General features: G+C 69.8%; 19 protein-coding genes. 14 read left to right on the top strand and 5 right to left on the bottom strand.

Annotated elements, in window-relative coordinates; genetic code table 11:
• Positions 1–200: 200 nt before the first annotated feature.
• From H0X91_RS21040 to H0X91_RS21010, 7 genes are all read left to right on the top strand, one after another.
• Complete coding sequence (locus H0X91_RS21040) at positions 201–1,337, top strand: muconate/chloromuconate family cycloisomerase (RefSeq protein WP_112751552.1); 1,137 nt, start codon at positions 201–203, stop codon at positions 1,335–1,337.
• 51 nt (positions 1,338–1,388) lie between these two features.
• Positions 1,389–2,330, top strand: a complete 942-nt coding sequence (gene catA, locus H0X91_RS21035; RefSeq protein ID WP_077020469.1) for a catechol 1,2-dioxygenase — start codon at positions 1,389–1,391, stop codon at positions 2,328–2,330.
• A gap of 116 nt (positions 2,331–2,446) precedes the next feature.
• Positions 2,447–3,805, top strand: a complete 1,359-nt coding sequence (locus H0X91_RS21030) for a Rieske 2Fe-2S domain-containing protein (RefSeq protein ID WP_006485411.1) — start codon at positions 2,447–2,449, stop codon at positions 3,803–3,805.
• Entirely contained in the window at positions 3,802–4,290 is a 489-nt protein-coding gene (gene benB / locus H0X91_RS21025) for a benzoate 1,2-dioxygenase small subunit (RefSeq protein WP_006485355.1), read from the top strand. The genes H0X91_RS21030 and benB overlap by 4 nt, the downstream gene beginning before the upstream one ends.
• Before the next feature lie 39 nt (positions 4,291–4,329).
• A complete protein-coding gene (benC, locus tag H0X91_RS21020; protein ID WP_034203604.1) occupies positions 4,330–5,352 on the top strand; it encodes a benzoate 1,2-dioxygenase electron transfer component BenC in 1,023 nt (340 codons plus the stop codon).
• Complete coding sequence (gene benD / locus H0X91_RS21015; protein ID WP_043205917.1) at positions 5,349–6,125, top strand: benzoate diol dehydrogenase BenD; 777 nt, start codon at positions 5,349–5,351, stop codon at positions 6,123–6,125. The genes benC and benD overlap by 4 nt, the downstream gene beginning before the upstream one ends.
• A 75-nt stretch (positions 6,126–6,200) precedes the next feature.
• Positions 6,201–6,599 (top strand): RidA family protein, encoded by a 399-nt coding sequence (locus H0X91_RS21010; protein WP_048987349.1) that lies wholly within the window; start codon positions 6,201–6,203, stop codon positions 6,597–6,599.
• A gap of 103 nt (positions 6,600–6,702) precedes the next feature.
• On the opposite strand, the gene H0X91_RS21005 is transcribed toward H0X91_RS21010, so the two are convergent.
• The 4 genes from H0X91_RS21005 to coxB are packed head-to-tail and all read right to left on the bottom strand — an operon-like array spanning position 6,703 to position 12,389.
• The gene (locus H0X91_RS21005) at positions 6,703–8,286 is read right to left on the bottom strand and encodes a c-type cytochrome (protein WP_196433309.1); all 1,584 of its coding nucleotides are present in this window, start codon (positions 8,284–8,286) and stop codon (positions 6,703–6,705) included.
• Positions 8,277–8,678 (bottom strand): hypothetical protein, encoded by a 402-nt coding sequence (locus tag H0X91_RS21000; protein WP_048987230.1) that lies wholly within the window; start codon positions 8,676–8,678, stop codon positions 8,277–8,279. Before H0X91_RS21000 ends, H0X91_RS21005 begins: the two co-directional genes overlap by 10 nt.
• A complete protein-coding gene (gene ctaD / locus H0X91_RS20995) occupies positions 8,675–11,314 on the bottom strand; it encodes a cytochrome c oxidase subunit I (protein ID WP_196433308.1) in 2,640 nt (879 codons plus the stop codon). Before ctaD ends, H0X91_RS21000 begins: the two co-directional genes overlap by 4 nt.
• A gap of 13 nt (positions 11,315–11,327) precedes the next feature.
• Entirely contained in the window at positions 11,328–12,389 is a 1,062-nt protein-coding gene (gene coxB / locus H0X91_RS20990) for a cytochrome c oxidase subunit II (protein WP_058903652.1), read from the bottom strand.
• 292 nt (positions 12,390–12,681) lie between these two features.
• Between coxB and H0X91_RS20985 the strand changes: the two genes are divergently transcribed.
• Both H0X91_RS20985 and H0X91_RS20980 read left to right on the top strand, forming a co-directional pair.
• Positions 12,682–13,665 carry an SDR family oxidoreductase gene (locus tag H0X91_RS20985; protein WP_062886123.1) on the top strand — a complete coding sequence of 328 codons (984 nt, stop codon included), beginning with the start codon at positions 12,682–12,684 and terminating at the stop codon, positions 13,663–13,665.
• A 5-nt stretch (positions 13,666–13,670) separates the two neighbouring features.
• The gene (locus tag H0X91_RS20980) at positions 13,671–15,449 is read left to right on the top strand and encodes a glycoside hydrolase family 15 protein (protein WP_043206009.1); all 1,779 of its coding nucleotides are present in this window, start codon (positions 13,671–13,673) and stop codon (positions 15,447–15,449) included.
• Positions 15,450–15,477: 28 nt separating this feature from the next.
• Here the strand turns inward: H0X91_RS20980 and H0X91_RS20975 are convergent, their stop codons facing one another.
• Complete coding sequence (locus H0X91_RS20975; protein WP_006482037.1) at positions 15,478–17,322, bottom strand: thiamine pyrophosphate-requiring protein; 1,845 nt, start codon at positions 17,320–17,322, stop codon at positions 15,478–15,480.
• A 130-nt stretch (positions 17,323–17,452) separates the two neighbouring features.
• On the opposite strand from H0X91_RS20975, the gene H0X91_RS20970 reads away from it, so the two are divergent.
• The 5 genes from H0X91_RS20970 to copM all read left to right on the top strand — a co-directional run bounded on the left by H0X91_RS20970 (position 17,453) and on the right by copM (position 22,218).
• Positions 17,453–18,553 carry an enolase C-terminal domain-like protein gene (locus tag H0X91_RS20970; RefSeq protein ID WP_196433307.1) on the top strand — a complete coding sequence of 367 codons (1,101 nt, stop codon included), beginning with the start codon at positions 17,453–17,455 and terminating at the stop codon, positions 18,551–18,553.
• 19 nt (positions 18,554–18,572) lie between these two features.
• Positions 18,573–19,424, top strand: coding sequence for a hypothetical protein (locus H0X91_RS20965; RefSeq protein ID WP_006498269.1), 852 nt, complete (start codon positions 18,573–18,575; stop codon positions 19,422–19,424).
• The gene (locus H0X91_RS20960) at positions 19,421–20,086 is read left to right on the top strand and encodes a gluconate 2-dehydrogenase subunit 3 family protein (RefSeq protein WP_006483455.1); all 666 of its coding nucleotides are present in this window, start codon (positions 19,421–19,423) and stop codon (positions 20,084–20,086) included. The genes H0X91_RS20965 and H0X91_RS20960 overlap by 4 nt, the downstream gene beginning before the upstream one ends.
• A complete protein-coding gene (locus H0X91_RS20955) occupies positions 20,073–21,743 on the top strand; it encodes a GMC family oxidoreductase (RefSeq protein ID WP_084752633.1) in 1,671 nt (556 codons plus the stop codon). The genes H0X91_RS20960 and H0X91_RS20955 overlap by 14 nt, the downstream gene beginning before the upstream one ends.
• A 91-nt stretch (positions 21,744–21,834) precedes the next feature.
• Positions 21,835–22,218, top strand: a complete 384-nt coding sequence (gene copM, locus H0X91_RS20950) for a CopM family metallochaperone (protein ID WP_006498267.1) — start codon at positions 21,835–21,837, stop codon at positions 22,216–22,218.
• Positions 22,219–22,242: the final 24 nt, after the last annotated feature.

Raw genomic sequence — 22,242 nt, 5'->3', positions numbered from 1 at the left:
CCCCCGCACAACCCCGCACCATCAACCCTCCGAGCCCGCCTACCTAACCAAAACAGGTATGGCGCACCGCAATATTTCGCGCCCACGGCCGGATTTCAATACCCACCAGGTATCAAAAATCCCGCCCAAAAGTATTGGACGCCCCATTTCCACGCCGCGTATAAATCCGTTCCATGAACAGCCCCCACGCAGCGCGCCCCATGTCCTCCGCCACCATCGAACGCATCGAAACCCGTCTCGTCGACTTGCCGACGATCCGCCCGCACAAGCTGTCGGTGGCCACGATGCACGGCCAGACGCTGATGCTCGTGAAGGTGTTCTGCAGCGATGGCGTGACCGGTATCGGCGAAGGCACGACGATCGCCGGCATGGCCTACGGCCCGGAAAGCCCGGAAGCGATGAAGCTCGCGATCGACGCGTATCTCGCACCGGCGATCGTCGGCCGTGACGCCACGCGCGTCCAGACGCTGATGGCGTTCGTCGGCAAGCTCGCGAAGGTCAACCACTTCGCGAAGAGCGCGCTCGAAACCGCGCTGCTCGACGCGCACGGCAAGCGGCTCGGCGTGCCGGTCAGCGAACTGCTCGGCGGCCGTCGCCGCGATCGCCTGCCGGTTGCATGGACGCTCGCGTCGGGCGACACGGCCACCGACATCGCCGAAGCCGAGCGCATGCTCGACGCGCGCCGCCACAACGTATTCAAGCTGAAGATCGGCGCGAAGGCGCCGGAAACGGATATCCGGCACGTGGCCGAGATCAAGAAGGCGCTTGGCGATCGCGCGTCGGTGCGCGTCGACGTGAACATGGCGTGGAGCGAAACGCAGGCCGCGCGCGCGATTCCGGCGCTCGCCGATGCGGGCTGCGAACTGGTCGAGCAGCCGGTCGCATCGGCCGCGGCGCTGGCGCGCCTGATGCGCCGCTTCCCCGTCGCGCTGATGGCCGATGAAATCCTGCAGGGCCCCGACAGCGCATTCGACATCGCGAAGCAGCACGGCGCGGACGTGTTCGCGATCAAGATCGAACAGAGCGGCGGCCTCTTCGCCGCGCAGCGCGTGGCCGCGATCGGGGATGCGGCCGGCATCGAGCTGTACGGCGGCACGATGCTCGAAGGCGCGTTCAGCACGGTGGCATCCGCGCACCTGTTCGCGAGTATCGCGAACCTGCAGTGGGGCACCGAACTGTTCGGGCCGCTGCTGATCACCGAAGAAATCCTGACGCAGCCGCTGGATTACAGCGACTTCGAACTGACCGTGCCGGACGGCCCCGGTCTCGGCATCGCGCTCGACGAGGACAAGGTCAGGCGCTTCACCCGCGACGGGCTGACGAAAGTCGCGCGGTAAGTCGAGTCAGGCAACGACCGTCATCCCCCAAATACACATGGAGACAGCATCATGAGCGTCAAAGTTTTCGATACCCGGGAAGTGCAGGACCTGCTGAAGGCCGCGTCGAACGCGGGCGGAAGCGGCACCGGCGGCAATGCACGCACGCAGCAGATCGTGCTGCGCCTGCTCGGCGACCTGTTCAAGGCGATCGACGATCTCGACATCACGCCCGACGAAGTGTGGGCGGGCGTCAACTACCTGAACAAGCTCGGTCAGGATGGCGAAGCAGCGCTGCTCGCGGCCGGCCTCGGTCTCGAGAAGTATCTCGACATCCGGATGGACGCCGAGGACGAGGCGATCGGGCTCGACGGCGGCACGCCGCGCACGATCGAGGGGCCGCTGTACGTGGCCGGCGCACCGGTGCGCGACAGCGTCGCGAAGATCGACCTCGACGCGGACGACGGCGCGGGCCCGCTCGTGATCCACGGCACGGTCACCGGTCTCGACGGCAAGCCGATCGCCGGCGCCGTGGTCGAATGCTGGCACGCGAATTCGAAGGGCTTCTATTCGCACTTCGACCCGACCGGCAAGCAGAGCGATTTCAACCTGCGCGGCGCGGTGAAAACGGGCGTCGACGGCAAGTACGAATTCCGCACACTGATGCCGGTCGGCTACGGCTGCCCACCGCAGGGCGCGACGCAGCAATTGCTGAACCGCCTCGGCCGCCACGGCAACCGTCCCGCGCACGTGCACTTCTTCGTGACGAGCGACGATCACCGCAAGCTGACGACACAGTTCAACATCGACGGCGATCCGCTGATCTGGGACGACTTCGCGTATGCGACGCGCGAGGAATTGATTCCGCCCGTGACTGAAAAAACCGGCGGCACGGCGCTCGGCATGAAGGCCGATGCGTACCAGGACATCGAGTTCAACTTCGTGCTGACGCCGCGCGTGCAGGGCAAGGACAACCAGATCGTCGAACGCCTGCGCGCGTCCGCCGCGGCATAACCACTGGCGGCACGGCGGCGCGCGTGCGCCGCCGCTGCCGGCCGGTCCCCCGAGATTCAACCGATACCGATGCGAGCGTGCTTGCAGGACGCGGCACGCGCATGGAAGGAGCCATCATGTCCATCACGATCGACGCTACGAACGACCTGGATCACCTGCTGGAAACCGCCGTGCAGGATGACAAGGCGGCCGGCGTCTTCCGTTGCCGCCGCGACATCTTCACGAACGCGGCGCTGTACGAGCTCGAGATGAAGCACATCTTCGAGGGCAACTGGGTGTATCTGGCGCACGAAAGCCAGATTCCCGACAACAACGATTACTACACGACGTGGATCGGCCGCCAGCCGATCGTCATCACGCGCGACAAGACCGGCGAGCTGCATGCGGTCATCAATGCGTGTGCGCACAAGGGCGCGATGCTGTGCCGCCGCAAGCACGGCAACAAGGGCAGCTTCACGTGCCCGTTCCACGGCTGGACCTTCTCGAACACCGGCAAGCTGCTGAAGGTGAAGGACGAGAAGACGACCGAATACCCGGTGCAGTTCAACACGCACGGCTCGCACGACCTGAAGAAGGTCGCGCGCTTCGCGAACTATCGCGGCTTCCTGTTCGGCAGCCTCAACGCGGACGTGCTGCCGCTCGAGGACTACCTCGGCGAAGCGCGCGTGATCATCGACCAGATCGTCGACCAGGCGCCGAACGGGCTCGAGGTGCTGCGCGGCAACTCGTCCTACATCTACGAAGGCAACTGGAAGATGCAGATGGAGAACGGTTGCGACGGCTATCACGTCAGCACCGTGCACTGGAACTATGCGGCGACGATGGGCCGCCGTAAGGCGGACGGCACCAAGGCGGTCGACGCGAACAGCTGGAGCAAGTCGGTCGCGGGCGTGTACGGCTTCGACCACGGCCACATACTGCTGTGGACGCAGACGATGAACCCGGAGGTGCGGCCCGTGTATCAGCACCGCGACGAGATCCGGGCGCGCGTCGGCGACGTGCAGGCCGACTTCATCGTGAACCAGACGCGCAACCTGTGCGTGTATCCGAACGTGTTCCTGATGGACCAGTTCAGCACGCAGATCCGCGTGGTGCGACCGCTCGGCGTCGACAGGACCGAAGTCACGATCTTCTGCTTCGCGCCGAAAGGCGAGAGCGAGGCCGATCGCACGACGCGGATCCGCCAGTACGAGGATTTCTTCAACGTGACCGGCATGGGCACGGCCGACGATCTCGAGGAGTTCCGCGCGTGCCAGGCCGGCTATGCGGGCATCACGGCGATGTGGAACGACCTGTCGCGCGGCGCGCCGCTGTGGGTCGACGGGCCGGACGAGAACGCGAAAAAGATGGGGCTGAACCCGCGCATTTCGGGCGAACGCAGCGAGGACGAAGGGCTGTTCGTGTGCCAGCACGAACACTGGGTGCACGTGATGCGCGATGCGCTGAAGAAGGAACGCGGGGAGGTGGCGGCATGAGCTTCGATTACCGGACGATTTGCGCGGCGCTGTATCGTGAAGCGCGCCTGCTTGACGATCGCGAGTGGGACGCGTGGCTGACCTGCTACACGGAGGACGTCACGTACTGGATGCCCGCATGGGACGACGACGATCGGCCGACCGACGATCCGCAGAGCCAGATCTCGCTGATGTATTACGCGGACCGCGGCGGCCTCGAGGATCGCGTGTTCCGGATCAAGACCGAGCGCAGCGGCGCATCGACGCCCGAGCCGCGTACCAGCCACAACGTGACGAACGTCGAGGTGCTGGCCGAACGCGACGACGAGGTCGACGTGCGCTACAACTTTCACACGCTGAACCACCGTTATCGCGTGACCGATCACTTCTTCGGCACGATGTTCGTCACGTTGCGACGCACGGGCGACGCGCTGCTGATTTCACGCAAGAAGATCGTGCTGAAGAACGACTACATCCGGCAGGTGCTCGACGTCTATCACGTCTGACGCCGTTGGCCTGTCATGAAAGGAAGTGGAGGTGACGCGATGTCCAGCTACAAGATTGCACTGAATTTCGAGGACGGGGTGACCCGCTTCATCGACTGCAAGGCCGGCGAGAAGGTGCTCGATGCAGCCTTTCGCGCGAAGATCAACCTGCCGATGGATTGCTCCGACGGCGTGTGCGGCACCTGCAAGTGCCGCGCCGAAAGCGGCCGCTACGACCTCGGCGACGATTACATCGACGATGCGCTGACCGAGGACGAGAAGGACGGCGGCCTCGTGCTGACGTGCCAGATGGTGCCGCAAAGCGATTGCGTGATCGCGGTGCCGACGTCGTCGGTCGCCTGCAAGACCGGGCAGAGCGCCTTTGCCGCGACGGTCACGAAGGTCGAGCAGCACAACGATGCGGCCGTCGTGCTTGAACTCGACGTCGGCGCCAGCGCGCCGGTGTTCCTGCCGGGCCAGTACGTGAACATCGGCGTGCCGGGCAGCGGCCAGCATCGCTCGTATTCGTTCTCGTCGGCGCCGGGCGACGCGAAGGTCGGCTTCCTGATCAAGAAGATTCCAGGCGGCGTGATGAGCACGTGGCTCGAATCGGCGCAGCCCGGCGACACGCTCGAACTGCACGGGCCGCTCGGCAGCTTCTACCTGCGCGACGTGCAGCGGCCGCTGCTGTTCCTCGCCGGCGGTACGGGCCTCGCGCCGTTCCTGTCGATGCTCGAGGTGCTCGCGCGCAGCGGCTCGCAGCAGAAGGTGCACCTGGTCTACGGCGTGACGCGCGATCTCGATCTGGTGCTGGTCGACGCGCTCGAGGCGGTGGCGGCGAGGCTGCCGAACTTCAGCTTCGCGACGGTCGTCGCGGACGCCGCGTCGAGCCATCCGCGCAAGGGCTGGGTCACGCAGCACATCCCGGCCGACGCGCTGAACGACGGCGACGTCGACGTGTATCTGTGCGGGCCGCCGCCGATGGTCGATGCGGTGCGCCAGTACTTCGACGACGCAGGCGTGAAGCCGAACAGCTTCCACTACGAGAAGTTCACCCCCAACGTCACGGCAAAGGCGGCATGACCATGCAACGATTCTCCGGCAAGGTCGTCGTCGTCACCGGCGCGGCGCAGGGCATCGGCCGCGGTGTCGCGCTGCGCGCGGCGGCAGAGGGCGGCAAGGTGCTGTTCGTCGATCGCGCGGATTTCGTGGCCGAGGTGGCCGCGGAAGCGCCGGGCGGCGATACGGCCGGCTTCGTCGCCGATCTCGAGACGTACGAAGGCGCGCATGCCGCGATGGCGCACGCGGTGCGGACGTTCGGCGGCATCGACATCCTGATCAACGGCGTCGGCGGCGCGATCCGCATGCGGCCGTTCGCCGAGTTCGAGCCTGCGCAGATCGACGCGGAAATCCGCCGCTCGCTGATGCCGACGCTCTATGCGTGTCACGCCGTGCTGCCGCACCTGCTCGCGCGCGGCGGCGGCACGATCGTCAACATCTCGTCGAACGCGACGCGCGGCATCCGGCGCGTGCCGTATTCGGCGGCGAAGGGCGGCGTCAACGCGCTGACGTCGGCGCTTGCGATGGAATATGCGGAACACAACATCCGCGTCGTCGCCACCGCGCCGGGCGGGACCAGCGCGCCGCCGCGCCGCGTGCCGCGCAATGCGGCCGGCGACACCGAGCAGGAACAGGCGTGGATGGGCGAGGCCGTGCGGCAGGTGACGGAATCGACGTACTTCAAGCGCTACGGCAGCCTCGACGAGCAGATCGCGCCGATCCTGTTCCTCGCGTCGGACGAGGCGAGCTACATCACGGGCACGGTGCTGCCGGTGGCGGGTGGCGATACGGGTTGAAGGGCGTATCGCGGGCCATTGTTTCATCGACAACCGCAGACGGCCGGCGCGACGATGCCGGCCACGGAGACAATCATGCATGAACGCAAAGCCATCGTTCCGGCGGGAATGGAAGCGGTGTACGAGAAGATCGGCTACGCGCCGGGACTGAAGGTCGGCGATACGCTTTACGTATCCGGCCAGATCGGCCGCGACGCGGCGATGCAGCTGGTCGAGGATCGCGAAGCGCAGATCGTGCAGGCGTTCGAGAACCTGAAGCAGGTGCTGGAGGCGGCCGGCGCATCGTTCGACGATGTGGTCGACCTCACGACGTTTCACACCGACATGCGCGACCTGCCGCTGTTCATGCAGGTGCGAGACCGCTATTTCGATGCGCATCCGCGGCCTGCGTGGACGGCCGTCGGCGCGCACATGCTCGGCGGCGCGCCGGGTTATATCGTCGAGATCAAGGCGGTGGCGGTGCTGGCGCGCTGATCCGGTGCGTCGATGAAGTCAGGCTCCGTGTGGATGAACACCCGAGATCGAATCGTCGGCGATCGCTGAACGGTTTCGATGCGCGTGCGACGACACCGACACGCTACTTGTGTATCGCTCCCCGCAACCGCCGCACCTCCTGCTCCGACACCGGCGCGGCCCGATTCCCCCACGCGCCGCGCACGTAGCTGACCACCGCCGCGATTTCGCCGCTCGTCAGCGCGCCGCGCATCGCCGGCATCCGTTGCACCGGCCCCGGTTTGCCCGGCGTGGGCCGCGCCCCTTCGACCACGATCCGGATCGTGCTGGTCGGATCGGCCGCGAGCACGATCGAACTGCCCGCGAGCGCCGGCCCGTGATCGGGTACGCCTCGACCGTCCGCACCGTGGCAACGCGCACAGAACCCCGCATACACGCCGGCCCCCGGCGCCTGCTGGCCGCTTTCCGGCCGCGGGCCGGCGGCCGTGCGCCGCGGCACGCCGACGCCCAGCGGATTCGTCGCGGCAGTCGGTTGCGCCGGCAACGACTTCAGGTACACGGCGATCGCATGGCGGTCGGCATCGGTCAGCAACGCGGTGCTTTCGCCGACGACCGGCGCCATCGCGCCGAACACCGCGCCGCGCGCCGCATGGCCGCTGCGCAGGAACGCGGCGATGTCGTCGGCGGACCAGCGACCGAGGCCGTCCGGGCTCGCGCCGGTCAGGTTCGGCGCGAACCAGTGATCGTTGATGCCGCCGGTCAGGAACGCGGGGCTGCGCTCGTCGTAGCCGCGTTCGTTGTAGGCCGGCCCGCGCGGCGTATGGCACGCGCCGCAATGGCCGAGCCCCTGCACGAGATACGCGCCGCGATTCCATTCGGCCGACTGCGACGGCTGCGGCGTGAACCGGTCGCGGTTCGCGAACACGAGGCTCCACAGCCCCAGCGCCCAGCGCTGGTTGAACGGAAACGGCAGTTGCGTGAGTTTGGCCGCGTTCGCGGACGGCGCGACGCCGCGCATGAAATACGCATACAGCGCGCGCACGTCGTCGTCGGTCAGGTGGGCGAGCGACGGGTACGGCATCGCCGGATACAGCCGGCTGCCGTCCGCGCGCACGCCGCGCCGCAGCGCATCGTCGAACTGGCGCAGCGTGTAGTGGCCGATCCCGTGCGTCGGGTCCGGCGTGATGTTCGGCGCGTAGATCGGCCCGAACGGCGAATTCACCGGCTGGCCGCCCGCGTACGGCGTATGGTCGGCCGCGTCGTGGCACGCGGCGCAATCGCCGGCGAGCGCGAGGTAGCGGCCGCGCGCGAGCGTCGCGGCGTCGGCGCTCGCGGCGGCCGCGGCGATCACCGGGCGGCGGGCGGTCGACGTGGAGGCCGCCTCGGGCGGCGGGGGGGACGCCGCGGACGATGGCGCATCGGCCACCGACGCGTCCCGGTCGCGTGACAGCCGCCGGTCGTCCTTCACGCGTGCGGACATCGACGCAGCGGCATCGGCCGCCGACGCACCGATCCGCACGAACCGCCAGCCCGACGCGGGCTCGGGCGCTTCCGCCGCCGACGCGGCGTCGGCCGCATCGCCGGGTGCGGCCGCGTTGTCGTCGCGCTGCATGTCGCATCCGCACAGCGCGACGCACACGGCGAACGCGACGCGCGCGCGGCGGCCCGGAACGCGGAACGGCAACGAAGCGAGCGAGATCAGCGCCATGGACTGCAAGGCCCCACGAAAGCGGTGACGATCCCCGTGAATACGAGACCGATCACGAAGCCGAGCGCGGCGAGCATCCCGCAGCGCGCGAGAAAGCGGGTACTGTCGTCGCGCGTCGCGGCCGGCGCATCGGCATCGTGCCGGCGCCGCCACGCGCGCGTGAGCCACGTCGCGCAGGCCGCGGCCAGCGCGAACGCGCCCGCGGCGATCAGCGCAAGCCATACGCCGACGTGCGCCCAGCGCGGCGCGGCCTGCGCGACGCCGAGCGGATAGCACGCGGTGGACGCGAGCGTCTCGGACACCAGCATCTGCGCGAACCACAGCGCGGGTGCGCCGACCAGGCCGGCGGCGATCGCGAGCAGCGGTGTCCACGTGCGTCGTGCATCGTTCATCCGGTGCTCCTCAGCCAGAACGGCGACACGTACAGCGCGGTGAAGATGAACAGCCACACGATGTCGACGAAGTGCCAGTAGAGCCCGCCGACCGTCAGCGCGACGCGCCGTTCGCGGCTGAAGAACCCGGCGGCCGTCCAGCCGGCGAGCAGCGCGAGGATCGCGAGGCCGGCCACGACGTGCGCGAGGTGGAACCCGGTGATCGTGAAGTAGAGGCTGCCGTACAGATGCGCGGTCGGGCCGTACGGATGGTCGCGCCATTCGTGCAGCTGGACCAGCGCGAACGCGATGCCGAGCACCAGCGCGACGACGAGCATCGCGACCGCGCGCCCCTGGCGGCCGGCCCGCACCGCGCGCTCGGCGAGCCACACGAACACGCTGCTCGACAGCAGCACGACCGTGTTGACGGCCGCGAGCCCGATCTTCGGCATTCCTTCGGGCGGCCACGGCGCGGGCCATTGCGACTGCAGGTAGAAGTAGCAGAACAGCAGGTAGCCGAACAGCCCGGCCTCGGTCACGATCAGCGTGAGCACGCCCCACCAGCCGCCCGCGCGTTCGCCGCAACTGCCCACCGGCAGCGGCGCGACGCACGCGGCCGGCGCGCCGGCCGGCACCGTCGGCGACGGCGGTTCGTCCGGACGAGGGCCAGCCGCGGCCGCGGGCGCCTGCGTGTCGGCGCGAGCCGGCAGCCGCGCGCGTTGGCCGAGCGTGCGGCGCGGCCACAGCCACGCGGCGGTGGCGATCGCGCAACCGGCGACGGCCACGCAGACGAGCGTCGGCGAGCGCGCGAGCATCGCCGCGAACACGGCGGTCGTCAGCAGCGCGAGCACGAACGGCACGCAACTGTCCTCGGGCATTTTCAGGATCGCGCTCGGCGTCGCGGCGAGCGGCGTGACCGCGAGCGCCTCGCGCCCGTCCGCGAGCCGGTAGCCGACCCGCAGGCTGGTGCGTTGCGGATCGTCGCGCGTTTCCCACAGCGGATGCCGCGACGCGACGAGCGGCAGCACCGCGAAGTTGTACACGGGCGTCGGCGACGCGACCGACCATTCGAGGCCCGCCGCACCCCACGGGTTGTCGCCGGCGCGCACGCCGCGCCGCGCGCTCACCAGCGCGTTGACGACGAACATCACGATGCCGATTCCGAACACGAACGAGCCGATCGTCGTCAGCAGGTTCGACGTGTCCCAGCCCATCCCGGACGGATAGGTATAGATGCGGCGCGGCATCCCGAGCAGCCCGGAAATATGCATCGGAAAGAAGCCGAGGTTGAAGCCGACCAGCACGACCCAGAAGGTCCAGCGGCCGAACCGCTCGTTCATCATCCGGCCGGTGAATTTCGGGAACCAGTACGCGACGCCGCCGAGCACCGGAAACACGTTGATGCCGAGCAGCACGTAATGCAGGTGCGCGACGACGAAGTACGTATCGGTGAGCTGCCAGTCGAGCGGCACGGCCGCGGTCATCACGCCCGACACGCCGCCGATCACGAACATCAGCACGAAGCCCGCGAAATACAGGAACGGCGTGCGGAACACGGGGCGCCCGGTCCAGATCGTCGCGATCCACGCGAACACCGCGACCGCGCTCGGAATCGAAATCAGCATGCTCGCGGCGCCGAAGAACGCGAGCGCGAGCGGCGCGATGCCGGTCGCGAACATGTGGTGGACCCACACCTCGAAGCCGATCAGCATCGTCGCCACGGTCGACACCGCGACGGCCTCGTATGCGACGAGCGGCCGCCGGCAGAAGGTCGGCAGCGCGTCGGACACGATCCCCATCGCCGGCAGCACGACCACGTAGACCCACGGATGCGCGAACATCCAGAACAGGTGCTGCCACAACAGCGGCCGGCCGCCATGCGCGACGTCGAAGAAGTGCGTGCCGGCATTGCGGTCGAGCCACAGCAGCAGGAACGCGAGGCTCACCGACGGCACCGCGACCAGGTTCGCGACCGACGCGGTCAGCGTGCCCCACACGATGATCGGCAGCCGGTCGATCGACATCCCGTGCGCGCGCATCCGCAGCAGCGTGACGACGAAGTTCGCGGCGCCGCCGGTCGTCGAGATGCCGAGCAGGATCATCCCGAGCGCATAGATGTCGATGTTCGCGCCGGCGCTGTAGTCGAGCGACGTGAGCGGCACGTAGTTGAACCAGCCGCCGTCCGGCACCGCGCCGAGCGGAAAGCTCGCATACAGGAACAGCCCGGCGAACAGGAACGCCCAGTACGAGAACGCGTTCAGCCGCGGGAACGCCATGTCGCGCGAGCCGAGCATCAGCGGCCACAGGTAGTTCGCGAAACCGGACAGCACCGGCAGCGCGTACAGGAAGATCATCGTGACGCCGTGCATCGTGAACAGCGAATCGTATTGCGCGGGCGTCAGCACGGTCGCGTTCGGCCGCGCGAGCTGGATGCGCATCACGAGCGCCTCGACGCCGCCGAGCAGCAGGAACACGAATGCGGTGACGATGTAGCGCAGCCCGATGCGCTTGTGATCGACGGTGCCGAGCCAGCCGCGCCAGCCGGGTGCCGATTCCCACAGCTCGGCCAGCGCGCGCTCGTGCGCGGAACCGGGCGGCGCGTCGCCGAGATCGGGTACGCGGCTGAGCGGGGTGGGCGTGTCGCGGGCAATGGCCATCGGCATCCTCCGTTCAGTGCAGCGTCGCGAGATACGCGGCGAGATCGTCGGCGTCGCGCGGCGCGAGCGCGATCGACGGCATCAGCGATTGCGGCTTGACCTGCTGCGCATGCGCGATCCAGCGGCGCAGGTTGTCGGGCGTGTTGTCCAGCGTGCCGGCCGCGAGCAGCCGGCGCGTGCCGACGTGCGTGAGATCGGGGCCCGCGTCGCCCGCGGCGTCGGTGCCGCGCACCGCGTGGCAGCCCGCGCAGCGCGCGGCGAACACGCGCTGGCCGCGGCGTTCGGCGTTGGCGCCCGCCGCGGGTGCCCGGGCCGGTTGGCGCTGCGCGGCGAGCCATGCGTGAAACGCAGCCGGCGGCTCGGCCACGACTTCGAACGCCATGTGCGCATGTTGCGCGCCGCAATACTGCGAGCATTGGCCGCGATAGATGCCGGGCCGGTCGGCCTGCAGCCATTGGCGGTTGGTCTGGCCGGGAATCGTCTGGGTCTTGCCGGCAAGTTGCGGCACCCAGAACGCGTGGATCACGTCGGCGCTCTTCAGTTCGATCGCGACGGGCTCGCCTACCGGAATATGGATCTCGTTCGCGGTGTCGAAGGCCGGGCCGCCCGCATCGTCCGGATAACGAACGGCCCACCACCAGTCTTGTGCGGTCACGGTGATCGTCAGCGCGGGCGGGCGCGGCGGTGCGGCGACCATGCCCAGCACGCGCAGCATGTACACGAGCGCGCCGAACAGCAGCAGGATCGAGATCGCGGAGCCTACCGTCACGATCGTCAGGCCGCTGCCGTGGCCGCCGCCTGTCCGTGCGCGACGACGAAACAGCGCGATCAGAAGCAGCACGGCGATCGCGATGCAGACGAACGTACACAGCGCGAGCAGCGCCCAGCCGAGCACGAACACCGGCTGCGCGGCGGGGCCGGCCGCGTGCACGACGTACGCGAGCGGTAACGGCGCGGCCGGATTGCCGGGCGCCGCAGGCGCGGCGGCCGCGTACGCGACGCTCGGCGCGACCGCGCACGCGAACGGTGCGACGCGCGCGATATGACGCGTTTTGCGGGACAGCGGAACGAGCAACGAGACTCCTTGCCGGACGCACCGGCATGACGACAGCCGTTCGCGGCGGAGCAAATTTCGTGCGCGTGCGGCCGGCGCGGAGGCGGCCGCGAGGTGGCGGGATTGCGCGCACGACGGCCGGCGCGTTACAGCCGGCTTGTAAATTGGGCGACCGTTCACGGCTCGCGCCGAGGCCATGCGGCCCCGGCGGCCGACGGCATGTCGTTTGCTGCGCCGATCGCGTTCCGGCACGTAGCGGCGCGAAAGCTTCGACGGCGTGCCGGCCATCATCGAAAAACGGGAGGACTCGACCGTGAAGACCGTCGCGATCACGGGTGCAAGCGCGGGCGTCGGTCGCGCGACCGCCCATGCGTTTGCGCGACTCGGCGCGAACGTCGCGCTGCTCGCTCGCGATCCGCGCGCGCTGCACGACACCGCATGCGAAGTGCGCGCGTATGGCGTCCAGGCGCTGCCGATTGCCGTCGACGTCAGCGATGCGGCTGCGCTCGACGCGGCGGCCGAGCGGATCGAACACGAACTCGGGCCGCTCGACGTGTGGGTCAACAACGCGATGGTGACCGTGTTCGCGCCATTCGACGCCATCTCGCCGGAAGACTATGCGCGCGTGACGGCCGTCACCTACCTCGGCTGCGTGTACGGCACGCGTGCCGCGCTCGCACGGATGGCCCCGCGCAACCGCGGCACGATCGTGCAGGTCGGCTCGGCGCTCGCATACCGGTCGATTCCGTTGCAGGCCCCGTACTGCGGCGCGAAACACGCGATCCGCGGCTTTACCGACGCGCTGCGCTGCGAGCTGCTGCATGCACACAGTCATGTGCGCGTGACGATGGTGCAATTGCCCGCGATCGACACGCCGCAGTTCGACTGGGCCGAATCCGTGCTGCCGCATGCACCGCGTCCGGTCGCGCCGGTCTATGCGCCGGAGGTGGCGGCCGATGCGATCGTGCACGCCGCGCGGCATCCGTGCCGCGAGCGCTGGGTCGGCTGGTCGTCGCTCGCGGCGATCGTCGCGAACGGCCTTGCCCCCGGCTGCTTCGACCGCTATCTCGCGCGGACGGCCGTGCGCGGCCAGCAGCGCGCGGCGCGGGCCGGCCCGCGCCCGTCGAACCTGTGGGAGCCGGTGCCGGGCCGGCATGCGACGCGCGGCGCGTTCACCGACGAAGCGCGCCGCGCCGGCGCCGAGGCAGGGCTCGGCGCGTCGCGCGCGCTCGCGTTCGGCGCGGCCGTCGCGGTGCTCGCGGCTGCCTTTTCCGCCGCGCGCAAATGGCACCGGTGAGCGCGATGCGGATCGAGGATTACGCGCTTGTCGGCGACGGACGCAGCGCGGCGCTCGTCGCGCGCGACGGCAGCATCGACTGGCTGTGCTGGCCGGACTTCGATTCGCCGCCGTGCTTCGCCGCGCTCGTCGGTACGCCGGACAACGGCCGGTTCCGGATCGCGCCGCGCGAGCACGATGCCCGCGCCACGCGTCGCTATCTGCCGGGCACCGCGATACTCGAAACGACGTTCGACACCTCGTCGGGCCGCATCACGCTCACCGACTGGATGAGCTGGAACGCGCCCGATCCATGCCTGATCCGCAGCGTGAAGGGCGAGCGCGGGACGGTCGACGTCGATATCGACCTCGGCGTGCGCTTCGACTACGGCAGCGCGCTGCCGTGGTGCCGGCGTTTCGGCCGGCGCTGGCGGATGATGACGGGCGGCGATGCGATGTGGCTCGACACGGATGCGCGGCTCGACGTGCAGAGCGACCGGCTGGTCGGCACGCGACGGATCGCGGCGGGCGAGCGGGTGGATTTCTGCATCAGTTACGCGCGTTCGTTCGACCCGGCGCCGGCCGTGCCCGACGCGTACGCGTCGCTGCGCGACACGCAGGCGTTCTGGCGCGTCTGGTCGGATTGCAACGCCGCCGAGGGCCCGCATCGCGACGCGATCGAGCGCGCACTGATCACGGTGAAACTGCTGTCGAGCCTGCGCACCGGCGGCATCGTCGCGGCGCCGACCAGTTCGTTGCCCGAGCGCTTCGGCGGCAAGCGCAACTGGGACTACCGGTTCTGCTGGTTGCGCGATGCGAGTTTCACGCTGCGCGCGCTGGTGCGCTGCGGCTATCGCGACGAAGCCGCGCGTTGGCGCGACTGGCTCGTGCGCGCGATCGCCGATCATCCGTCGCAACTGCAGGTGCTGTATGCGGCCGACGGCGGCCGGCGTGCGGCCGAGTGGGAAGCCGCGCATCTGGCCGGTTACGAAGGCGCGCAACCGGTGCGCTTCGGCAACGCGGCAGCCGACCAGTTGCAGCTCGACGTGTACGGCGAGGTGCTCGGGGCGCTGTACCAGGCGCGCCGGCACGGGCTGCCGCCCGACGACGACGCGTGGACGCTCGAACGGCGCCTGCTCGAACATCTCGCGACGATCTGGCGCGAGCCGGACGAAGGGATCTGGGAGGTGCGCAGCGGCCGGCATCCGTTCACGTCGTCGAAGGTGATGGTATGGGCCGCGGTCGAAAGCGCGTACCGTTCCGCGCGCGCATTCGGCCACCACGCACCGCTCGACGTGTGGCGGCGCTGGGCCGACGCGGTGCGCGCGGAGGTGCTCGAGCACGGTTATCACGCGCAATTGGGCCGCTTCGTCGATCGCTTCGACGGCGACGGCATCGACGTGAGCCTGCTGCTGATTCCGCTGACCGGGATGCTCGACGCGTCCGATCCGCGCGTGGTCGCGACGGTCGCCGCGATCGAGCGCGAACTGGTCGACGACGGCTTGCCGTTCCGCTATCGGCCGCCGCGTTTCGCGGACGGTTGCGAAGGCGACGAAGGCGCGTTTCTCGCGGCCGGCTTCTGGCTCGTGCAGGTGTACCGGATGCAGGGGCGCGACGACGACGCGCACGCGCTGTTCGAGCGGCTGCTCGGCTTGCGCAACGACGTCGGGCTGCTGTCCGAGGAATACGACGTGCACACGCGGCGCCTGTGCGGGAATTTTCCGTTCACGCTCGCGCAGGTCGGGCTCGTGAATGCGGCGCTCGCGCTGCAGGGCGACGGGCGGGACGACGTCGACATCGGCTAGGATGACGCGCCGTCCGCGCGTGCGTTGCCTACGATTCGCCTTTCCCGCCCTTGCTGCCTTTGCCGGCCTTGTCGCCGTGTTCGCCGTTGCCGGGCAGCACGGCCGACAGCACCTGCCGCGCGGTCTCGACGATCACGTTGGCTTCGCGCGCGTCGCCTTTCACCAGCGTTTCGGCGAAATGCTTCGCCTGCTGCAGCGTCACGTGCGGCGGCAGCGGCGGCACCTCGGGGTCGCTCTTCACTTCGAGCACGACCGGCCGGTCGGACGCGAGCGCCTCGTCCCATGCGGCGCCGAGCTGTTCCGGATCGTCGACGTAGATCCCCTTGAGGCCGAGCAGCGTCGCGAAGCGGTAGTACGGCACGTTCGGGATCTGCTGCGACGCGTCGAACTTCGGGTCGCCTTCCATCACACGCTGCTCCCACGTGACCTGGTTCAGGTCCTCGTTGTTCAGCACCATGCAGATCCAGCGCGGGTCGGGCCACTGGCGCCAGTATTTGGCGACCGTGATCAGTTCGGCCATGTTGTTCATCTGCATCGCGCCGTCGCCGACCATCGCGATCACCGGGCGCACCGGGTGCGCGAATTTCGCGGCGATCGCGTACGGCACCGCGGCGCCCATCGACGCGAGCCCGCCGGACAACGACCCCATCATCCCGCGCCGCATCATCAGGTCGCGCGCATACCAGTTCGCGCAGGAGCCCGAATCGCTCGTCAGGATCACGTCGTCGGGCAGGCGCGGCGACAGCTCGGTAAACGCGCGCTGCGGGTTCACGCCGCGCCCCGCGCTGGCTTTCGCGGCCGCGCGGGCGGCGAGCGTCTCGTGCCAGTCGTGGTTCCATTTCGCGATCCGGTCGCGCCATGCGGTGTCGCGACGCTCGTTCAAGAGCGGCAGCAACGCGCGCAGCGTCTCGGCGCTGTCGCCGACGAGGTTGACTTCCATCGGGTAGCGCAGGCTCAGCATGTCGGCCTTCAGGTCGATCTGCACGCCGCGCGCCTGGCCTTCCTTCGGCAGGAATTCCGAATACGGAAAACCCGAGCCGACCACCAGCAGCGTGTCGCATTCGGTCATCAGCTCGTAGCTCGGCTTGGTGCCGAGCAGCCCGATCGAACCGGTGACCCACGGCAGGTCGTCCGGCAGCGCGGCCTTGCCGAGCAGCGCTTTCGCGGCGCCCGCGCCGAGCCGGTCGGCCACCGCGATGACCTCGTCGGTCGCCTTCAGCGCACCGGCGCCGACCAGCAGCGCGACTTTCGACCCCGCGTTGAGCACGTCGGCCGCGCGCCGCAGGTCGTCCGCATACGGCACGACTTTCGGCGCCGTGTAGCCGACCCCCGAATGCACGGTGCCGTGCGCGCGCTTCGGCGGCGCGTAGTCGAGCTCCTGCAGGTCGTTCGGCAGCACGAGCGCGGTGACCGTGCGCGCGCCGAGCGCGGTGCGCACCGCGCGATCGACCAGGTGACGCACCTGGCCGGGCACCGTCGCCAGCTGAACGAATGCACCCGCAACGTCCTTGTAAAGCGCCGGTAGATCCACTTCCTGCTGATAGTGGCCGCCGAGCGCCGCGCGCGCCTGCTGGCCGACGATCGCGAGCACCGGCATGTGGTCGAGCCGCGCGTCGTACAGGCCGGTCACGAGGTGCGCGGCGCCGGGGCCCGAGGTCGCGACGCATACGCCCAGCTCGCCTGTAAATTTTGCATGCGCGGACGCCATGAAGGCCGCCATCTCCTCGTGGCGCGCCTGGATGAATTCGATCTTGCCGTCCGCGCGGTTCAGCGCGCCGAAAAAGCCGTTGATGCCGTCGCCCGGGTAGCCGTAGATGCGGCGCACGCCCCAGTCGTACAGCCGCTCGACGATGAAATCCGCCACTGTCGCCATGCCGTTTCTCCTTGGTTCGGGATGAGCCGATGCGAGGCTGCCGCGCAAGGCACGTGCCGCGCCGCAGAAGCCGGGCACAGCGGTTGCACGCCGCACCGCAAGCAACAAGCAAGCTGACCGGAGCGCAACGATGGCACTTTCCGCCGCGCCGGCGATCGACGACGTGCGCGCCCGCGCGTACCGCGTGCCGACCGACCGGCCCGAAGCCGACGGCACCTACGCATGGACCGCGACGACGGTCGTCGTCGTCGAGATCGACGCGGGGCCCGTGACGGGGCTCGGCTATACGTACACGGACGCGAGCGCCGTGCCGCTCGTGACGTCGCTGCTGGCCGGCGTGCTGCGCAACCGGCCGGTGGTGGACATCCCGGCCGCCGTCGACGCGCTGTGGCGCGCGGTGCGCAACGTCGGCCGCGGCGGAATCGCGGCGACCGCGATCTCGGCGCTCGACGCCGCGTTGTGGGACGCAAAGGCAAAACTCGCCGACGTGCCGCTCGCGCTGCTGCTCGGCCGCTTGCGCGAGCGCGTGCCGGTGTACGGCAGCGGCGGTTTCACGACTTACGATGCGCCGACGCTCGCCGCGCAGCTCGACGGCTGGCGCGCCGGGCACGTGCGCGCGTGCAAGATCAAGATCGGCGTGGACGATGCACGCGATCCGTCGCGCGTGCGCGCGGCGCGCGATGCGCTCGGGCCGGGCGTCGACCTGTTCGTCGATGCGAACGGCGCGTATGCGCCGCGCACCGCGCTCGGGTTCGCGCAGGCCGCCGCCGATTGCGACATCCGCTGGTTCGAGGAGCCCGTCAGCAGCGACGACGTCGACGGGCTGCGGTTCGTGCGCGAGCACGTCGGCGCGCGGGTCGACATCGCCGCCGGCGAGTACGCGTATACGCCCGACGATTTCCGGCGCTTGCTGGAAGGCCGCGCGGTCGACGTGCTGCAGGCCGACGCGACGCGCTGCGGCGGCGTCAGCGGCTTTCTCGCGGCCGCCGCGCTTGCCGATGCGCATCACATCGACTTGTCCGCGCATTGCGCACCCGCGCTGCACCGGCACATCGGATGCGCGGCGCCGCGCCTGCGCCACATCGAATGGTTTCACGATCACGTGCGCATCGAGCGGATGCTGTTCGACGGCGCGCCGCGGCTCGTCGACGGCGCGCTCGAGATCGACGCGACGCGCGCCGGGCTCGGCCTCGAATTGCGCGCCGCCGATCTGCTGGATCTCGCGCTTTGAATCCCGACGAGGAGGAACGATGCGACACCCCCGACATCGCGCCGCCGAGCGCGACAGGTTGCTCGCCGACGCCGCGCGGCTGCTGAACCGCAGCGCACTGCTGCTGGCCGGCTCGGTGCTCGCGGACAGCGGCGTCGAGCACTATCGCGGCACCTTTCACAATCGCGCGATGCTCGCGCCGCTCGCGATGTCGACGCTGTCGGTGATCGCGAGCGTGCACGGCCACGCGGACGACACGCCCGTGCGCCACCGGCTGCGCGACGCGGTGCACGTCGCAGCGGCCGCGGTCGGTGTCGCCGGTTCCGCGTTCCACCTGTACAACGTGACGAAGCGACCGGGCGGGTTCAGCTGGCACAACCTGTTCTATGGCGCGCCGCTCGGTGCGCCGTTCGCGCTGCTGCTGTCGGGCGCGCTGGGGGCGGCGGGCGAGCGGCTGCGCGAGAGCCCGGCCGACGCGCCGCGGCTCGCCGGACTGCCGGCCGGGCGCGCGCTGGCCGGGCTCGTCGCGGCGGGGCTCGTCGGCACGCTCGGTGAAGTCGGGCTGCTGCATTTTCGCGGCGCCTTCCAGCATCGCGCGATGTTCGCGCCGCTCGTCGTGCCGCCGGTGGCCGCACTGGCGACCGCGCAGCTCGCGCTGTCGCGTCCGCGCGCCGACCGGCGGTTCTGCCGCGGCTGGCTGCGCGCGACGGCCGTGCTCGGGTTCGTCGGCGTCGCGTTTCATGTGCGCGGCGTCGCGCGGCAGATGGGCGGCTGGCGCAACTGGTCGCAGAACCTGCTGTCGGGCCCGCCGCTGCCGGCGCCGCCGAGCTTCACCGCGCTCGCGATCGCGGGGCTCGCCGCGACCGCGCTCGCCGAACGGGAGGCGCCATGAGCGATACGAACCGCAACGCCGTCGCGCTGCCGCGCTATCCGGGCTATGACGTGCTCGCCAAGCGCGACACTCCATCGTGGAACGATGCGACGCGGCGCGCAATCGATGCGCGCCTGCGTGTCGCGGCCCATGCGCCACGCTATCTGGATGCCGAACGATTCGCGACGCTCGGCGCGTTGTGCGCGCGCATCGTCCCGCAGCAGCCGGGCGGCGCGGGCGCGATCCCGACCGCCGCCTTGGTCGACGCGCGGCTCGCGGCCGACGACGGCGACGGCTATCGCGATGCGCGCCTTCCGCCGCTGCGCGTCGCGTGGCAGACGGGACTCGCCGCGCTCGACGCGATGGCGCGGCACGCGCATGGTTGCCCGTTCGCGGCGCTCGGCGCGCGCGACGCCGATGCGTTGCTGCACGCGGTACAGCAAGGCGACGTCGACCGGCAGCTGGAACCGGCGTGGGACGGCATGGACCCGCGCACGTTCTTCACGAAGCGCGTGCTGATGGACGTCTGCGGCGCGTACTACGGCCATCCGTTCGCGTGGAACGAGATCGGCTTCGGCGGACCCGCGAGCCCGCGCGGCTACGTGCGGATGGACTTCAACCGCCGCGACCCGTGGGAAGCGGACATGCGCATGGAGGAGGGCGATCGCGATGGCCGCCGATGAACCGCTGTCCGCCCCGACGCCGCGCGGCCGCGACGGCCGTGCGCCCGATCCGTTTCGGGTCGGCGGCTGGTCGCCGATGCGGATGTTCCGCGACGACGATGAGGTCGACTTCGTGATCGTCGGCACCGGCGCGGGCGGCGGCACGCTCGCGTGCAAGCTCGCCGAATACGGCTTTTCGGTCGTCGCGCTCGACGCGGGTGCATGGTGGCGGCCGCTCGAGGAATTCGCGTCGGACGAGACGCATCAGCACAAGCTGTTCTGGACCGACGAGCGGATCTGCGACGGCGCCGATCCGCTCACGCTCGGCACCAACAACAGCGGCCGGGCGATCGGCGGCAGCACGGTGCACTTCGCGATGGTGTCGCTGCGGTTCAGGCCCGAGTGGTTTCGCTCGCGCAGCGCGCTCGGCTATGGCGTCGACTGGCCGCTCGACTGGCGCGAGATGTGGCGCTACTACCGCGAGGTCGAACAGGCGTTGAAGATCAGCGGGCCGGTGAACTACCCGTGGGGCCCGCCGCGGCCGCGCTATCCGTATCGCGCACACGAACTGAACGCGGCCGCGCTCGTGCTCGCACGTGGCGCGGAGGCAATGGGCATCGACTGGACGCCGACGCCGCTCGCGACGCTGTCCGCGCCGCGCGGCCGCGCGCATCCGTGCGTGTATCGCGGCTTCTGCATCGCCGGCTGCGCGACCAACGCGAAACAGAGCGCGCTCGTCACGTGGATTCCGCGCGCGGTCGCGGCCGGCGCCGAGGTGCGCGATCTCGCGATGGCGCTGCGGATCGAGGCCGCAGGCGATCGCGCGACCGGCGTGCACTACCGGCGCGACGGCCGCACGCATTTCCAGCGCGCGCGCAACGTCGTCGTCGCCGGTTACGCGATCGAGACGCCGCGCCTGCTGCTGCTGTCCGCGAACGGGCGGCATCCGCAGGGGCTCGCGAACCGTTCGGGCCTCGTCGGCCGCTATCTGATGGCGCAGCTCAACCAGGCGTCGTGGGGGACGATGGACGACGAAGTGCGCTGGTACAAGGGCCCGCCGTCGCTGTCGATCACCGAGCACTGGAACTACGCGGACGAAGGCAAGGATTTCTTCGGCGGCTACTGCTGGATGAGCCAGGGGCCGCTGCCGATCGAATGGGCGCGCAAGGTCGCCGCGCGCGGGCTGTGGGGCGATGCGCTGAAGCGCGAGATGGCGCGCTACAACTTCCAGGCCGGCCTGAAGATCGTCGGCGAGACACTGCCGCGCGCGGACAACCGCGTGACGCTCGCCGACGAACGCGACGCGTTCGGGCTGCCGGTCGCGCGCGTCACCTATTCGTACGACGACAACGATCGCCGGATGATTCGCCATGCGCTCGCGCAGATGGGCCGTTCGCTGGAAGCGGCCGGCGCGCGCGACATCTGGCACGAGGAGGACGACACGTGCCATCTCGCCGGCACCGTGCGGATGGGCGACGACCCGGCGACGAGCGTCGTCGATGCCGATTGCCGCAGCTGGGACATCCCGAACCTGTGGGTGTGCGACGGCTCGGTGTTTCCGACCGTCGGCGGCGTGAATCCGTCGCTGACGATCCAGGCGATCGCGTGCCGCACCGCCGACCGCATCCGCGCGCTGGTCGCGCGCGGCGACGCGCATGCGCGTGCGCGATGGCGGTGACGCGTGCCGCGCGGCCTCCGTCGTCGCGACGCGTGCAAACGAGAGGAGAGCCGCACGCGAACCGTTCAATCTCTTAGCGAGGATTCGTCTCATGTCTGCATTCAACCGTTCATCCCTGCGCCGCGGTGCCGCCTGCACCCTGCTGGCCGTGTGTGCGTCGGCGCTGCCCGCGGCGGCGCAGTTGCGTCCCGCCAATCCGGCCAGCGTGCCGGACTCATCCACGCAGGCATTCAAGCGTGCCGACCGCAAGATGATGGAAGCGATGGAAAGCGCCCCGTACACGGGCGACGCCGATCGCGATTTCGTCTCGCACATGGCGCCGCATCACCAGGGCGCGATCGACATGGCGCAGGTCGAGCTGAAATACGGCAAGGACCCGACGCTGCGGCAGCTCGCGAGCCGGATCGTCGCCGCGCAGCGCGACGAGATCGCGCTGATGGAACGCTGGCAGAAGGAGCACGGCAAGACGCCGTGAATCGCGGGGCGGGACGGGATGCGC

It is taken from the genome of Burkholderia sp. 9777_1386, from assembly GCF_015712265.1.
GTDB classification, from domain to species: domain Bacteria; phylum Pseudomonadota; class Gammaproteobacteria; order Burkholderiales; family Burkholderiaceae; genus Burkholderia; species Burkholderia cenocepacia.
The sequence above is the reverse complement of the archived record's forward strand: the minus strand, read 5'-3'. Positions and strand labels throughout refer to the sequence as shown.

What these genes read in the sequence shown, in the direction of transcription:
- H0X91_RS21040 (WP_112751552.1), top strand. Translation starts at nt 201, where the DNA reads ATGTCCTCCGCCACCATCGAACGCATCGAAACCCGTCTCGTCGACTTG.
- catA (WP_077020469.1), top strand. Translation starts at nt 1,389, where the DNA reads ATGAGCGTCAAAGTTTTCGATACCCGGGAAGTGCAGGACCTGCTGAAG.
- H0X91_RS21030 (WP_006485411.1), top strand. Translation starts at nt 2,447, where the DNA reads ATGTCCATCACGATCGACGCTACGAACGACCTGGATCACCTGCTGGAA.
- benB (WP_006485355.1), top strand. Translation starts at nt 3,802, where the DNA reads ATGAGCTTCGATTACCGGACGATTTGCGCGGCGCTGTATCGTGAAGCG.
- benC (WP_034203604.1), top strand. Translation starts at nt 4,330, where the DNA reads ATGTCCAGCTACAAGATTGCACTGAATTTCGAGGACGGGGTGACCCGC.
- benD (WP_043205917.1), top strand. Translation starts at nt 5,349, where the DNA reads ATGACCATGCAACGATTCTCCGGCAAGGTCGTCGTCGTCACCGGCGCG.
- H0X91_RS21010 (WP_048987349.1), top strand. Translation starts at nt 6,201, where the DNA reads ATGCATGAACGCAAAGCCATCGTTCCGGCGGGAATGGAAGCGGTGTAC.
- H0X91_RS21005 (WP_196433309.1), bottom strand. Translation starts at nt 8,286, where the DNA reads ATGGCGCTGATCTCGCTCGCTTCGTTGCCGTTCCGCGTTCCGGGCCGC.
- H0X91_RS21000 (WP_048987230.1), bottom strand. Translation starts at nt 8,678, where the DNA reads ATGAACGATGCACGACGCACGTGGACACCGCTGCTCGCGATCGCCGCC.
- ctaD (WP_196433308.1), bottom strand. Translation starts at nt 11,314, where the DNA reads ATGGCCATTGCCCGCGACACGCCCACCCCGCTCAGCCGCGTACCCGAT.
- H0X91_RS20980 (WP_043206009.1), top strand. Translation starts at nt 13,671, where the DNA reads ATGCGGATCGAGGATTACGCGCTTGTCGGCGACGGACGCAGCGCGGCG.
- H0X91_RS20975 (WP_006482037.1), bottom strand. Translation starts at nt 17,322, where the DNA reads ATGGCGACAGTGGCGGATTTCATCGTCGAGCGGCTGTACGACTGGGGC.
- H0X91_RS20970 (WP_196433307.1), top strand. Translation starts at nt 17,453, where the DNA reads ATGGCACTTTCCGCCGCGCCGGCGATCGACGACGTGCGCGCCCGCGCG.
- H0X91_RS20965 (WP_006498269.1), top strand. Translation starts at nt 18,573, where the DNA reads ATGCGACACCCCCGACATCGCGCCGCCGAGCGCGACAGGTTGCTCGCC.
- H0X91_RS20960 (WP_006483455.1), top strand. Translation starts at nt 19,421, where the DNA reads ATGAGCGATACGAACCGCAACGCCGTCGCGCTGCCGCGCTATCCGGGC.
- H0X91_RS20955 (WP_084752633.1), top strand. Translation starts at nt 20,073, where the DNA reads ATGGCCGCCGATGAACCGCTGTCCGCCCCGACGCCGCGCGGCCGCGAC.
- copM (WP_006498267.1), top strand. Translation starts at nt 21,835, where the DNA reads ATGTCTGCATTCAACCGTTCATCCCTGCGCCGCGGTGCCGCCTGCACC.